11 protein-coding genes and 4 pseudogenes are annotated in these 14,185 nt (G+C 46.1%); 2 read left to right on the top strand and 13 right to left on the bottom strand.

The genetic code is table 11. From position 1 onward, the window contains the following. Positions 1 to 305: 305 nt before the first annotated feature. Positions 306 to 446: pseudogene (locus GC098_RS41660) on the top strand (TetR/AcrR family transcriptional regulator); the annotation flags it as partial. Positions 447 to 468: 22 nt separating this feature from the next. On the opposite strand, the gene GC098_RS20920 reads toward GC098_RS41660, so the two are convergent. The 11 genes and pseudogenes from GC098_RS20920 to zwf all read right to left on the bottom strand — a co-directional run bounded on the left by GC098_RS20920 (position 469) and on the right by zwf (position 12,299). Next, the gene (locus tag GC098_RS20920) at positions 469 to 627 is read right to left on the bottom strand and encodes a VOC family protein (RefSeq protein ID WP_171645176.1); all 159 of its coding nucleotides are present in this window, start codon (positions 625 to 627) and stop codon (positions 469 to 471) included. Beyond that, positions 624 to 860, bottom strand: a complete 237-nt coding sequence (locus tag GC098_RS20915) for a hypothetical protein (protein WP_312880245.1) — start codon at positions 858 to 860, stop codon at positions 624 to 626. The genes GC098_RS20920 and GC098_RS20915 overlap by 4 nt, the downstream gene beginning before the upstream one ends. Positions 861 to 1,348: 488 nt before the next feature. After that, a complete protein-coding gene (locus GC098_RS20910) occupies positions 1,349 to 3,280 on the bottom strand; it encodes a fructose-1,6-bisphosphatase (protein ID WP_171645175.1) in 1,932 nt (643 codons plus the stop codon). A gap of 774 nt (positions 3,281 to 4,054) precedes the next feature. After that, complete coding sequence (locus tag GC098_RS20905; RefSeq protein WP_171645174.1) at positions 4,055 to 4,237, bottom strand: GH25 family lysozyme; 183 nt, start codon at positions 4,235 to 4,237, stop codon at positions 4,055 to 4,057. A 98-nt stretch (positions 4,238 to 4,335) separates the two neighbouring features. Beyond that, positions 4,336 to 5,898 (bottom strand): carbohydrate-binding protein, encoded by a 1,563-nt coding sequence (locus GC098_RS20900; RefSeq protein WP_246358782.1) that lies wholly within the window; start codon positions 5,896 to 5,898, stop codon positions 4,336 to 4,338. Between the two features lie 48 nt (positions 5,899 to 5,946). After that, positions 5,947 to 6,993 (bottom strand): glycoside hydrolase family 19 protein, encoded by a 1,047-nt coding sequence (locus tag GC098_RS20895; RefSeq protein WP_171645172.1) that lies wholly within the window; start codon positions 6,991 to 6,993, stop codon positions 5,947 to 5,949. A gap of 189 nt (positions 6,994 to 7,182) precedes the next feature. Then, entirely contained in the window at positions 7,183 to 8,601 is a 1,419-nt protein-coding gene (gene gnd / locus GC098_RS20890) for an NADP-dependent phosphogluconate dehydrogenase (protein WP_171645171.1), read from the bottom strand. A 16-nt stretch (positions 8,602 to 8,617) separates the two neighbouring features. Next, a complete protein-coding gene (locus GC098_RS20885; RefSeq protein WP_171645170.1) occupies positions 8,618 to 9,967 on the bottom strand; it encodes a glucose-6-phosphate isomerase in 1,350 nt (449 codons plus the stop codon). Positions 9,968 to 10,011: 44 nt separating this feature from the next. Further along, positions 10,012 to 10,347: pseudogene (locus GC098_RS20880) on the bottom strand (transaldolase family protein); the annotation flags it as partial. Next, positions 10,344 to 10,825, bottom strand: a pseudogene (locus GC098_RS20875) (thiamine pyrophosphate-binding protein); the annotation flags it as partial. The pseudogenes GC098_RS20880 and GC098_RS20875, both read right to left, overlap by 4 nt. Beyond that, positions 10,809 to 12,299, bottom strand: a complete 1,491-nt coding sequence (gene zwf, locus GC098_RS20870) for a glucose-6-phosphate dehydrogenase (protein WP_171645169.1) — start codon at positions 12,297 to 12,299, stop codon at positions 10,809 to 10,811. The pseudogene GC098_RS20875 and the gene zwf, both read right to left, overlap by 17 nt. A 169-nt stretch (positions 12,300 to 12,468) precedes the next feature. Between zwf and GC098_RS20865 the strand changes: the two are divergent. Then, positions 12,469 to 13,174, top strand: a pseudogene (locus tag GC098_RS20865) (LysR family transcriptional regulator). A 13-nt stretch (positions 13,175 to 13,187) separates the two neighbouring features. On the opposite strand, the gene GC098_RS20860 reads toward GC098_RS20865, so the two are convergent. Together GC098_RS20860 and GC098_RS20855 are read right to left on the bottom strand one after the other, a co-directional pair. Then, complete coding sequence (locus GC098_RS20860) at positions 13,188 to 13,583, bottom strand: hypothetical protein (protein WP_171645168.1); 396 nt, start codon at positions 13,581 to 13,583, stop codon at positions 13,188 to 13,190. A 312-nt stretch (positions 13,584 to 13,895) separates the two neighbouring features. Then, positions 13,896 to 14,072, bottom strand: coding sequence for a hypothetical protein (locus GC098_RS20855; RefSeq protein WP_171645167.1), 177 nt, complete (start codon positions 14,070 to 14,072; stop codon positions 13,896 to 13,898). Positions 14,073 to 14,185: the final 113 nt, after the last annotated feature.

Here is a 14,185-nt window from a genome sequence, read left to right as displayed (position 1 = left end):
CGGCTTCAAACCACCTAGGGACATTTGTGCATTTTTTGATGACACAAATCTTCCCACATAAAAATAAAAAAGCCTGATTCCTCAAGCATTTACATTTAAAATATGTAGGCACATTTGTGTCATTGGACATTTTTTTTTTTACAGAATCTCTCTCATAGACTAAGTTCACAATATGTTATATAATAGACACTTTGTAAATTAAATTATAATCAGAAATATTGTATTTACAATCGACATTCTTTGACGAAATGTAAATGGAAATTACGGATAATAGCACGCCTCGCACAGATTTCCACATACTCCGCATGTGTCGATTGCTTAGAGAAGCCTTTGTTGAATTGCTTCAGGAAATGGATGTCGAGAAAATTTCGGTAAATCGCATCACAGAGCGCGCCACCATCAACCGCTTTAACTTTTTTCTGCATTACCGAGACATCCCGGATATAAAAAGTTCACTAATTGCATTCATTAGCTGAGCGGCTTGCCGATCTCCCAATGGTGGCCAAACGGGTCGATGACGCGCCCAATACGCCAACCGTGGCCTTCACTTATGGGTGCAACTTCGGTTGCTCCAGCAGCGAGGGCCCATTTGAATACCGAATCCGGATCTTTGACTGTAAAGATCATCCGAACTTTTTTCCTGAAACATCGCTAAAAAACTGGCATTTTTCTTCTGAGACAAATGCCCCAAATAAGCTGTTTGTTTCATGAATAGCACTTTTATCCATGTCAACGGAGATGGCGACAACCTCACTACCGCCTACAATGTTTGTTCTATAAACAGAATTCTTGTCCATGCCGATGCCCTCCTCAATATTCATCAAATTTTCTAACCCACCAGATTTATTCATCGTTTCCAAGGGCCAACTCACAATAAATATTCAATTTTTTTCCAAGTTTTCCTGCCTGTTAGTTTAATCGATGGGCTTCCAACTTCCTACAATCCTTCGTGAATGAGATAATGTTCTTGTCAACCGGTACCGGTAACCAGTACATATTCTTGGCCTCGATCGGCAATCGGAACAAATTCTTGTCTTTGAGAAATGACAAGAATTTATTCCGATAAAGTAAAAAAATCCGCAATTTCTGCGGATGCTTATCGGTCTATATTCTTGTCACTAGACAGCAGTCGTAAGCTAGACTGTTCACCCCCTACTTACTACTTTCAAATTTTGTTAATAGGTGCATGCCCAGTTCCCCATCCCCAAGCTACCGGCTCCTCCTCCATCCACTTCTTCATACTATCTACAGGATGAAATCCTGCGAATTCATGAGTCTGAGTGAGGAAACTGAATCATTTCGAGGGAGCGTAACGCGGCTGTAGCAGTTGTTTCATTTAGCAGTTGTTTCATTTCATGTAGCGATATTCCAGGAGATTCTTCAAATTTGAGATTTTCTGCAGCAGCTTCTCCCCGACATTGGTTTCCCTCACCAGCTTCCGCTCCAGTTCTTTGTCCACCAGCCTTTTTACAGACAATACGTCCGTTCCGTTACATAACACATCTTCTTTTGAATTAAATTTCTGATGGGCAACGAGCTGCATGCCAAAGGAATTATACAACAAGGTATATCCGGCGATGCCCGTTGTGGATTGATAAGCTTTGGAAAAACCGCCGTCAATGACAACCATTTTCCCGTTTGCTTTAACGGGGTTCTCTCCACGAATTTCTTTAACTGGCGTGTGGCCGTTAATGATATGTCCATGATCCGGATTCATATCAAACTCCAGCAGGATTTTCCTGCAGATCTCCTCATTTTCACGCAAATGGTAATAAGGGTTCTTTCTCTCCTTATAGGTTTCTTTATCTTGGATAAAGTACCGTTCAAAGGTGGTCATTTCTCTCTTTCCAAAGAGCGAGGAACATGCCCCTGTCCAGATGTACCATACCATATCCGTAGCCAGATCATCCGTCTCTTCCGGATGCGCAAAGGCGTAACGTAAATAATATTCAAAAACATCGAGCAGCTGACGACCCGAATACGTCATGTCTTCAATCTGCATTTCTTCCATGTTTCCTTCTTCATCCAAGGGAATACAGCCGTGAAATAACAAATTCCCGTTGTATTTTAAATAAAGGCTGCCCTTTTTCATAAGAAAATTCATATGTCTGGCCAGCTTTTCGGAATGCTGAACGGAGAACAGCAGCTTTTCCATCACCTGCTGTTCTTCCTCCAGCAATTGTTCAGGCTGCTGCGGATTTACGGTTGCGAAACAGGTATTTTCCAGCGGATAAGTTTTTCTGCCAATCTTGATTTCAGTTTTGTCGTAATCGATTTGCTCAAGCAAAAGCCTTTCAGACATATTAAAGTATGGGCGTCTCTTGATAATCGGGATTTCAAGCTTAAACTGGATCATGGCAATGGCTTGATGAATCTTGGTAATCTGCAGGATTTCCTGCTCCGAACCGTTATGGTCGGTCTGCAGCTTCGGTCTAAAGGCCGGATTGTCATCATAGTATTTCTCCGCCAAGTTCAGCAGTGGGCGAAGATTGATTCCATATACGTCTTCGATGATGTCTAGATTGTCGTATCTGGCGCAGATCCGGATAATATTCGCAAGGCAGACCAGGGAACCCGCATAGGCGCCTATCCACAGGACATCATGGTTCCCCCACTGAATATCTACAGAATGGTAGTTGATCAGCGTGTCCATAATTTTATCGGGGTCCGGCCCGCGGTCATAGATATCTCCGACCACATGAAGATGGTCAACCACCAGGCGCTGGGTCGTATAAGCAAGGCCGATAATGAGCTTGTCCGCCTGGTCCAAGGAAATAATTTGCCGGTATATTTCCTCATAATAAGGGTCCTTATTGTTGAACGAATCCGTCTTGTATAGAAGCTCTTCTACAATATATACAAACTGCTCCGGCAGAGCTTTACGCAATTTCGATCGCGTATATTTGGAAGAAGCATAAGAAATGAGCTTAAGCATTTGTTCAATCGTTTGTCTGTACCATCGGTTCAAGGCTTGTTTATTGTACAGGTCTCCTTTAACCAGCTGTATTTTTTCTTCCGGATAATAAACTAACGCCGTAAAATCATTGATTTCATGATCCGTCCAAATCTCACGGAACAAGGCTTTGATTTTCTCTTTTATGGTACCCGAACCGTTTCTTAGTACATGCTGAAAAGCCTGGAACTCCCCATGCAAATCACTGACAAAATGCTCAGTTCCCTTGGGAAGATTGGAGATCGCTTCAAGGTTGATGATTTCTGTTACAACTTTTTCTTCCGTATCATATTTCTGGGCTAATAAATCTAGAAACTGCGCATCCAAAACAGATGTCCCCCTTCAAGGAAATATGGTGATGTATAAGAGGCTTTTTAAATGGGGCTAGCCGCGTACCTTTAAGCTTAGTGTAAACAGTAAAGGGAAAAACATTAGGTTTCCGAGGTTCCCTTTGGTACTCTTACTAACAGCTATTATAACTGAATCGTCCCACGCTATCCTGCCCGTTCGTAAACAGACTACCGACCTGACAATCAACCTACACAGAATAATTTGATGAGAAGTGTAAAGGTTAACAAATCACCTCTTTTGTTGAACAATTTCACGCTTTGGCAATAATACTTTGTTCTTGTCCAAAAAATCATCTAAGAATATAAGTTCTTGTCTATATTTACGGCAATAGATAAATGTTCTTGTACAATAATTCGGCAAAAAATATATGTTCTTAGCACAAAATTAATTTTTCATTTCTTGAATGACGTCCCTAAATAGTCTTTAATGTGCTTTTTGACACTCTTTAAATGTGAAATATTATGCGTTGAACTCCACCACGGCAAAGGATTTTTGTTCTTGTCCAGTATCGGTAAAGGATGTAAGTTCTTGTCTTGCGAAAAAGACAAGAACTTACATCCATAACAATAATAAATCCGCGCTGCGCGCGGATCTCTATAGATATATGTTCTTGTCCTCTTACATTTTTTCTTTTTTTTTGTTGCTTTTATTATTTATTACTACTGTAAATAATCGTTAATAGCATTTCCGATCACCATTGTCTTATCATCTTGTTAATAATAGTTTGGAATAAATGGCTGTGAATAAACTTCACGGCCATTTGTTTAGATGTGATGCAAATGCCTTATCTCTGCCTGAACCGCCCTCCGATGCTTTGATGAACACCTCTGCGACGCTGTCCTCCTTGACGGCAGCCCAACCGACAACGCCGCGGTCGCTCTGATGGTGCGATACGTCGATTACCTTCCTATTGCTTGCCGATTTTGACTGCATCGTGTTCCAGCACGTCCTTTGCGTTTCGTCTTGCGATTTCACATCAGAGAACGAATGGCACTAGATCATACGTACCATTCGTGTTAGGGGTCATGCTTTTACTTGCTCACGAACTCGAAGCTGTCGAAAGCAGCCCAGTTGCCGCCTTTGGCGTCATTGAAGACCCCGACCTCGATCTGCCCGTTCGTGACCGGAATGTTGTCGATCGTGAATTGCGTATACGTCGTCACCGGACTTGTACCGATGTCCGCTCCCAGCTCTGCACCTCCGTAGTTCTTGACATACAGCTTCAGTGCGCGCTGGCCGCCACTGGAGCGTACCCACACGCTCGCCTTGTACATCCCGTTCGGCACATTGACCTTCTGCGCCGTAATTTGCTGATAATCGCCTGCCGCCCAATGCGTCAGCTTGAAGCTTCCCTTATGCGGTTGGTCCTGATCGACCTTCTGGGCAAGCTCGTTGTTATGCCACTCGAACCAGCTTGTCATATCGCCCGTATCGAAGCCCGCATTCTTCAACAGGTTCGGGCTCTCGGATTTCGCGAAGCCGATCCAGTTCAGGTTAAAGCCTGCTCCGTTCGCAAAAACGCACAAGGTGATCTGACCGGCATCGAGATTCACCGTCGCCGAGACTGTCTGCCAGTTCTGCCAGCCGCCCGTATTCGGAACGGCCGTCGTCGCGAGTACCGTCTCTCCAGCTTTCAATTGAATCTGGCCGGTCACGGCCGGACTCGCAACGCGGTACTGTACCGTATATCGGCCTGCTGCGGTAACGTTAAGCTTGTACTCCATCCTATCGCCGGCATCGATATAGCCAACGTTCTGGCCGCCGCCGGCATCGGTCGTGCTCTCCAGCTGAACGCCGTTCATCGCGCTGAAGTTCTCGGCTTCGATACGAGCGGGGATCGTCACGGGTGCCGGTGCCGCATTCGCATCGTGATCGTACGCACGCACATAATCGACGAGCATCGTCTGTGGAAATACGGTCGTGTTATCCGGATCGCCGTCAAAATTGCCGCCGACAGCCACATTCAGCAGGAAATGGAATCGCTTGTTGAACGGCGCCGGGCTGCCGCCGCCCGAGCTGTACCATTCCGACGATTTGCGTGTTTGGTGCAGGTTCCCGTCCACGTACCACCGGATTTCATCGGGCTCCCACTCCACGGCGTACACGTGGTAGCCGTCGTCCGGCAGCGTGTAGCTCGAACCGATATACTTCCACGGATTGCCGAAGTGGATCGTTCCGTGCACCTTTAGCGGATCCGAGCCGCGCTGTTCCATGATGTCGATCTCGCCGCTGACCGGCCAAGCGCCGTATTCCCAATCGGTCGGCAGCATCCAGATGGCGGGCCACAAGCCTTTCCCGGCAGGAAGCTTGGCGCGGACCTCGAATCTGCCGTACGTCCAGTCGCCCTTTTTATTGGATACCAGCCGGGTCGAAGAATATGGCATGCCGTTCGTGTTTTCTTTGATTGCTTTGATGACCAAGTGACCCGAGCCGTCCAAATACGCGTTTTTCGTGCTGTTCGTATAATACTGCTTCTCGTTGTTCCCCCATCCGCTTCCGCCGATGTCATAGCCCCATTTGGCGGGGTCCGGAGCCGCGCCGCTCGCTCCATCGAATTCGTCGCTCCATACGAGGCGCCAATTACCAGTACTCATAGTCATGTCTCCTATTCTCTGAGAGTATGCTGCCTTCGACAATTACGATTAGCAGGAAAGATTATTGCCCGGCGCGGCACCCAGAATCGAACAAATGCGCTTATACTGCTCGACCCGGCTTTGAACCGGACCCCCGCCTCCGCGGTTGCACTCGAGCGCTCCGTTGATCGTACGGATCGTTTCGCCGAATCCGCGCGACTTCACCATGACGTCATGACAGGTTATCGATCCGGCACCGGTCTGCGTGTTCCAGAACCAAAGCGCCGTCTTCCAGGCGACCGAGGAATCTTGGGCGACCAAGTCCGGATTTTTAAGAAGCGGAAGCCCCAGGGCATCGCCCGCTGCGCCGTAGTTATAGTTCCAGCTGAGTTGCAGCGGTCCCCGGCCGTAATATTGCTTGCCCGACGCGACAGGATATCGGGTGTTGCTATAGTCCGAATAATGCGGATAATTCGCGGTATTCGCCTCGTTGATATAGTACAAGCCGCCCGTTTCATGGTAGACGTTGGCCAGGAACGCCGCCGCTTCCTGTTTGCGCATCGTGTCGTCGCCCGTGTTCGCGAAGCCGGGATAGGCACCAAGCGCCGCGATAAATCCAACATACGTATAAAACGATTGACGGGATGGGAAGATTTGGCTGAATTCCTGCTCCGACACGATGAACCCGCTACCACTCGGGTGCTGCGGTTGGGAAGCGGAGGTATCCGCCTGCGCGATCGTGAATTCCTCCCATCCCGCTGCAGCCGTACGATTCGCGTACAACACGCCGCCTTTGTTTAAATCCGCGGATACGTACAGTTGATTGGCTACGGCTTGCAGCGCAACCTTGCCGTTGCCGCGGTCGATCTTTCTGAATTTCTCCCATTCTTGGATGACGGACGCGCGTGCGATCAGATTGGTCTCTTGATTGAGATCCGCCGTCACGTATTTATTGTTCGCGATCGATAGGAACGATACCGTCCCGTCGGAATTATGAATCTCATTGAACGTTTCCCAGGCTTGCGCGGCCGGCCGGTTGGCAACGAGCGGACTCGCCCCTTGATTTTCTGCGGAGACAAAGGTGTTATTCGCTGCCGATTTTATGGTAGATGTCATGATAAATCCTCCGAAGTTTAATTTGTTAATATTTTTTTAAAGTTACTATTTATTAATATAATAATGATTCTAATTTTTTATAATGCGCCAATCCTCCTGTCTGAAATCATGAGAAGTTTCATGATCATCCACAGGAGTGCCTTTATGTTGTTTAAATAATGGATTCGTTATAAGGATTGCATGAATAGGTTATTCGTTATTTTCCATCCATTGGAAGTGGAAGCTTCCCTTTTGATCAAGCCGCTCGAACGTATGCGCCCCAAAATAATCTCTTTGCGCTTGAAGCAAATTAGCCGGCAGTCTCTCTGTACGATAGCTGTCATAATAAGCTAAAGCGGAAGCAAACGCAGGAACCGGAATCCCTCTGGTTACGGCAATCGATATGACTTTTCTCCAAGCATCCTGATAGTTTTTAACGATTCCGCCGAAATATTCGTCCAACAACAGGTTTTTAAGAGCCGGGTCTCGGTCATAAGCATCTTTAATATTTTGTAAAAATCTTGCGCGGATAATGCATCCCCCGCGGAATATCATTGCAATGCGGCCATAGTTCAAATTCCAATTGTATTCGTCGGAAGCAGCTCTCATTTGCGCAAAGCCTTGCGCATACGAAGCGATTTTACTGGTATACAAAGCTTTGCGAACGGCCTCAATGAATTCCTTAGGATCTCCGTCATAGCTGGATGCCTCAGGGCCACTCAGCCGCTTGCTTGCGGCTACGCGTTCTTCTTTCATCGCCGAGATGAACCTCGCAAACACGGATTCGGTAATAATGGACAATGGAACTCCCAAATCCAATGCGCTTTGGCTTGTCCATTTTCCGGTTCCTTTTTGTCCTGCCGAATCGAGAATGACATCCACCATCGGTTTGCCTGTATCCGGATCTGTCTTTGCGAAAATATCGGCCGTGATTTCGATCAAATAACTATCCAGCTCGCCATTGTTCCATTCGGAGAAAATGTCATGCAGTTCGCTCGTATTTAAATTCAGTACATCCTTTAGCAGGTGATACGCTTCGCCAATGAGCTGCATATCGCCGTATTCGATGCCGTTGTGTACCATTTTGACATAATGGCCAGCGCCATCTTCTCCGATATAGGTCGAGCAAGGATCGCCGTTCACTTTGGCCGAAATGGCAGTCAAGATTGGCTCTACCAGTTCATACGCGTCTTTTTGCCCGCCTGGCATAATCGCAGGGCCATTCAGGGCTCCCTCTTCGCCGCCCGAAACACCAGCACCGATAAAGCGGAATCCTTTATCTTGCAGATCTTTATTTCTTCTTTGTGTATCAGGGAAATAGGCGTTTCCGCCGTCGATGAGAATATCCCCTTGACTGAGGTAAGGTACGAGCTGATCAATGGTATCGTCTGTCGGTTTTCCCGCTTTTACCATGATTAATATTTTACGCGGCGTCTCCAACGATTGGACAAATTCTTCGACGCTATAAGTACCTATAAGGTTCTTTCCTTGCGCTTCCGCCACAAGTTCATTCGTTTTCTCTGGTGAACGATTATATAAAGCCACCGAGAACCCTTTGCTTTCAATATTCAAGGCTAAGTTTTTACCCATGACGGCCAAGCCGACCACGCCAATTTGCTGTTTTTTCATTGTAACTACCTCCCTGTCATTTTCCGCCTGGTACAGATAAACGTTTGATGAGCTCGTCCTTTTGCGCTTCAAATCCAGGCTTGCCAAGAAGCGCAAACATATTGCTCTTGTATGCTTCCACGCCCGGCTGATCGAACGGGTTCACCCCAAGCAGCAAGCCGCTGATGCCGCATGCCTTCTCGAAGAAATACACCATTTCACCGTATGTATATTCATTGAGCGCATCCACCTCTACAATCAGATTAGGTACTCCTCCGTCAACATGCGCAAGCCGTGTTCCTTCGGCTGCCTTCTTGTTTACTTCGTCCATCGTCATGCCCGCAACAAAATTTAATCCGTCCAGATTGCCCGAGTCCTCTTGAATGGTCCACTCTACCCGTGGATTCTTTACCGAAAGCACCGTCTCGATGAGATCGCGCCGGCCTTCTTGAACATACTGTCCCATCGAATGCAAATCAGTCGAAAAATCGACGGATGCCGGATAAAGCCCCTTCTGGTCTTTGCCCTCGCTTTCGCCGAACAGCTGCTTCCACCATTCGGATACAAAATGCAAGGCTGGTTCAAAGTTAGCCAGCAGCTCGATGGTTTTTCCCTTGCGGTAAAGGGCATTGCGAACGGCTGCATATTGATAGCTCTCATTTGTAGCTAGATCGGCATTATTGTATTTCTGTGCAGCGGTGGCAGCACCCGCCATCATTTGATCGATGTCGAGCCCGGCGGCGGCAATGGGAAGCAGCCCTACTGCTGTAAGAACGGAATAGCGTCCCCCTACATCGTCAGGAATAACAAAGGTTTCATAGCCTTCTTCATCGGCAAGTTTTTTTAATGCACCTTTAGATTTATCGGTTGTTGCAAAGATGCGTTTTTTTGCTTCCTCTTTTCCGTATTTCTTCTCTATGAAATCACGCAGAATACGGAATGCAATTGCCGGTTCCGTCGTCGTTCCCGACTTGGAAATGACATTCAAGGAAACATCCTTGCCCTCCAGCAGCTCCAATAAATGGGCGATGTAAGTTGAACTGATATTTTGCCCAGCAAAATACACTTGGGTATTACCGTTCATCTGATTATGAAACGTATGGGATAGCGCTTCTATGGCCGATCTGGCTCCTAAATAGGAACCGCCAATCCCAATGACAATTAGCGCATCGGAGTTGCCACGGATTCTTTGGGCAGCGTCCTTGATTCTCGAGAATTCTTCCTTATCGTATTGAAGAGGCAAGTCCACCCAACCTAGATAATCGGAGCCAGGACCCTGCTTCTCATGAAGCATTGAATGCGCTGCTTTTACGAAATCTTTGAAGTAATCGACTTCATGCTTCTGCATGAAAGCTAGTGTGTTGGAATAATCAAATTTAATAGTCATGTTTGGTTCCTCCTCTTGGTGATCTTATCTCCATTCATGGTCGTTCAGCTTTTAACCGCTTTTTTCCAATCGGCTGCGAATTTCTCAAGCCCTTGATCCGTCAACGGATGCTTGGAAATTTGTTCAATTACGCTGAAAGGCACCGTTGCGATATGCGCGCCCGACATGGCTACGCGCGTGACATGATCAGGATGACGTACGGATGCGGCGATGATTTGAGTATCTAAGTTGTGGACTCGGAATAGCTCCGCGATCTTGACGACTAATTGTACGCCGTCTTCCGATATGTCATCTAGTCGACCCAAGAACGGGGATACATAAGTGACGCCTGCCCGCGCAGCCAACAAGGCTTGATTCACGGTAAAAATCAAGGTCACAGACAGCCATCTCCAACAAGTGCGTAAGTGTAATGATCAACGATGGGGAAGGTCTCTTTATTAAATTTCGAAGCCAAATGAGCCTCCGCCATTGCCATCCCGACGGCCATCGCAATTCCTTGTCCTAAAGGACCGGTCGTTGCGTCAACGCCATCAGTATGTCCGTATTCTGGATGACCGGGCGTTTTACTCTCTAGCTTACGAAATTGCTTAAGGTCATCAATCGACACCTTATATCCCGATAAATGCAGAATACTGTAAAGGAGCGCAGAGCCATGCCCCGCGGACAAAACGATCCGATCGCGGTTAAACCACTTGGCATGGCCTGGGTTATGCTTCAGATGTTTTGCCCATAATGAGTATGCCATTGGGGCGGCTCCCATCGGTAGCCCGGGATGCTCCCCGAGTTCGCCCGGTTGATTGAATCAATGGATAAAGTTCGAATCGTATTCACGGATAATTGATCAAGTTTTGTGTCCATAAGCATATAACTCTCCTTTGTTTGCGTCGTTAACCGACGCGCTTTTGAAATCGAACCAATGAAAGCCGTCTTGCTCAAGCAGCTTATCGGATTCGTTAGGTCCGTACGTCCCCGCTGGATAGATATGAAGCGGTAGAAGATTTTCTCTATAAGCGTCTAATATAGGCTGTACCCATTCCCACGACAATTCCACTTCATCCCAATGGGCAAAATAAGTTTTATCACCCTTCAACGCATCGTGGATAAGAATTTCATAAGCTTCCGGGATACCAGCTTTTATGGCGCTTAATTTACTTTGAACGGGTTTATCAACATCCGAACCCTCCTTGCCAGAGTTGCTTCTTTGAAAGGAGATTCCATCGTTGGGACCAATCTCTACGATCAAATGATCCTGTAGGGGACTCTCAGATTTGAATTCGATAACAATCCTCGTCAATTTCTCTTTCAATCGCTTGCCCGTTCGGATATAGATGGGAATGTCCTTCCAGAATGGATCATCGACTTTTAGTCTGGCCGCAATAAAAGTATCATTTAGGGAGTCCAAGGCAATTCCCGGTTCTGCTGTATAGCCGGCAACCTTCCCCCCATTAATTTCCCCCTCCCCATATTGTCCACGGACGATATGATGGCTAACATCCATTTTGTGAAGTGGCTTCAACGTCTTCATTACTTTTTTCTTAAGATTCCCAACCTCTACTACCGAGCTTCGATTCGGCAACTCGATCGCTAACATCATAAGCAATTGAAGCATATGATTCTGGAACATATCGCGGATCGCGCCTGCATGATCGTAATATCCTGCTCTTTCCTCCACGCCCAAGGTTTCGCTCGCCGTAATTTGTATGTTGGCAATATTTCGGGTCCCTAGATCTTGCTCCGAGAGAGCGGAGTGAAGCCGTTGCCCCATTTGCTGGACCATAGGTTTGCCTAGGTAGTGATCGATTCGGTAAATTTCAGTCTCATCGAATGCTTGGTTCAACTGAATGTTCAACTGTCTCGCAGATGGCAAATCGTGGCCGAAAGGCTTCTCGATCACCAGACGCTTCCAGCCATTCGCGGAACCAAGTCCGCTTTCATGAATGTTTGCTGCGATCGTTTCAAACAATTCAGGTCCAACAGATAAATAAAACATACGATTGGGCAAAATATTAAGCTCATCTTCCCGCTGTTCAACCAACTGCAGCAGTTTCGTGTAATCTTCTTTGCGGTTAACATCCAGAACATGATAACGGAATGCACGCAAGAAATTTCTCATTACTTCTGGATCTCTTCCTTCACTTTTGGAAAAAGTACTAAGAGATTGCTCTACATTTGCTTGAAATGTTTCATCAGACAGTTCTCTTCTTCCAAGACCAATCAAGGAGAAGGATTTCGGCAGCTTCTGATCGACGAACAAAAGATACAAGGCAGGGTAAATTTTTCTTTTGGCTAAATCCCCTGTCGCTCCAAATAAGACAAACGTGGTTGGCTCCAATTTACTTTCTCCTTCCAGCAGAGCTCTCTTGAAGGACCGGCATAGGCGACTTTAACAGTCACATAAGTGTTTTCCAATCCGAAGGCTCCGGATTCTTTTTTTTGTTCTACTATAATACGATTATCATCCATACAATTAATATATTTAACAGGAACTATAGACCAGATCTATGAATAATAATTACGAATTGTACAAAGTATTTTACTTGGCTGCGAAGACAGGCAACTTAACTCAGGCTGCCAAAGCCTTGTACCTCACCCAACCAAGCGTCAGCCACGCCATCAAACAGCTGGAAGACTGCTTTGGTATCACTTTGTTTTACCGCAATTCCAAAGGCGTTGCGCTGACGCAAGAGGGCGCCATCCTGTATTCCTATATAGAGAAGTCTCAGATCTTAATATCGCTGGCTGAAGAACAAATGACCGCGCTTAAAAATCTGGACAGCGGCGAGCTGCGTATCGGCGGAAGCGATTCACTGTTCAAGCATTACATTCTTCCGTACTTGGAAAACTTTCATAAGCAGTATCCCGGCATCAGACTACATCTGAATCACGGAACTACGCCGGAACCCCGTCATCCTTTTCTCGCGCAATAGCCGGGCTCGAATGGCCATCACGGAATTATTCCAAAGCTATGGTCATAGCCTCAAACCTGAAATCGAGGTCGGAAGCGTGGATCTTCTCATCGAGTTAGCGCGGAAAGGACTCGGATTCTCTTACGTGACCAGAGAATTCGTATCGAAAGAACTGGAAGAAGGAGCGCTCTACGAGATTCAATTAGACGTGCCGATACCGCCTTCACACGTAGGAACTATGATTATGCGCAACATGCCGCTTTCCGGTCCAGCAAGCAGGTTTATTGAGCTGGTTCATTAGACTAATTAACGCATCACGCGGATATTCCTGATAACCAGCCGACCGCATTGTGTATATCCTCGAAATCATGGTGATGCCATTTAGTTGTATCTTTTCCGATAGATTTTCTTAAGCCGATATTAGTAATTGTTTTATCTGGAGCAACTGTAGCCGTATATTGAATGCCAACATTCAGGAGTCTAGGAAGCCAATCTTCAGACAACCATTTAGCGTCTTCTGCTGAAAGTAATATATGACTGTTATCAGACAAGCCTTTTTTTACCTTTTTAATGACTGCCAGTTCAATCATTTTTTCCAGTGGCACACGGAAATCCTCGTTCTGAGCAAAGGAATTCCAACGAATCACAACTGCTTCAATCACATCATCCCAAAAAAGATGAGCTTTATTGGAAACATAATAGTGCATCATGTTTAATCTCTCCTATCACATTATTCTTTTGGCTAAATTTCTAGTGGGCTATATTTGCCTCTCTCCTTTCAGCATAGCTCTCTGAATCATTTATCCTAATTCTAGGATAATTTATTTTAATACCACTCCGGGCACCGGAAACGAAAAATTGTTCGGCTTTGGGACAGCAGCTAAAATCACATGACCGCTTTTCAATCCGTCATCTATGCTTTCTTTTCGTAGTTCCACTATAATACGATTATCAGCCTTCAAGTTCCTCCGTCAAACTCAGTTGGACATAGATCTAGCTCCACGTCTCATAAGTAGCAGAGATTATCGCGATTTTAACGATTGCACTGCGTGGATTGTATCCAAAGGATCCATTCGCTTGCTTTGATCAACATCCGCATAGCCGGCTGTGATTACACCGTTCTGATTTATTATATAAGTTGCCGTAGAAGGCAGCTCAAACGAATCGTCACTATTAAATTCTTCAAGTATCATACCCACGTTACGAAGAAATTCATGTATGTAATCTGGCAACTTATATTTCAAAGTGTAATCGGGTTACCTCTTAATGTCGCTACTCCTGTGCGTTCTTATAATCCAAGAACAGCGTGAAG

Origin of the sequence: Paenibacillus phytorum, from assembly GCF_013141715.1 — a bacterium.
In the GTDB taxonomy this organism is placed as follows: domain Bacteria; phylum Bacillota; class Bacilli; order Paenibacillales; family NBRC-103111; genus Paenibacillus_E; species Paenibacillus_E phytorum.
The sequence above is the reverse complement of the archived record's forward strand: the minus strand, read 5'-3'. Positions and strand labels throughout refer to the sequence as shown.

Excerpts from the sequence above, each read along its gene's own strand:
- GC098_RS20920 (WP_171645176.1), bottom strand. The coding sequence starts at position 627 with ATGATCTTTACAGTCAAAGATCCGGATTCGGTATTCAAATGGGCCCTC.
- GC098_RS20905 (WP_171645174.1), bottom strand. The coding sequence starts at position 4,237 with ATGCAGTCAAAATCGGCAAGCAATAGGAAGGTAATCGACGTATCGCAC.
- GC098_RS20900 (WP_246358782.1), bottom strand. The coding sequence starts at position 5,898 with ATGAGTACTGGTAATTGGCGCCTCGTATGGAGCGACGAATTCGATGGA.
- GC098_RS20895 (WP_171645172.1), bottom strand. The coding sequence starts at position 6,993 with ATGACATCTACCATAAAATCGGCAGCGAATAACACCTTTGTCTCCGCA.
- gnd (WP_171645171.1), bottom strand. The coding sequence starts at position 8,601 with ATGAAAAAACAGCAAATTGGCGTGGTCGGCTTGGCCGTCATGGGTAAA.
- GC098_RS20885 (WP_171645170.1), bottom strand. The coding sequence starts at position 9,967 with ATGACTATTAAATTTGATTATTCCAACACACTAGCTTTCATGCAGAAG.
- GC098_RS20860 (WP_171645168.1), bottom strand. The coding sequence starts at position 13,583 with ATGATGCACTATTATGTTTCCAATAAAGCTCATCTTTTTTGGGATGAT.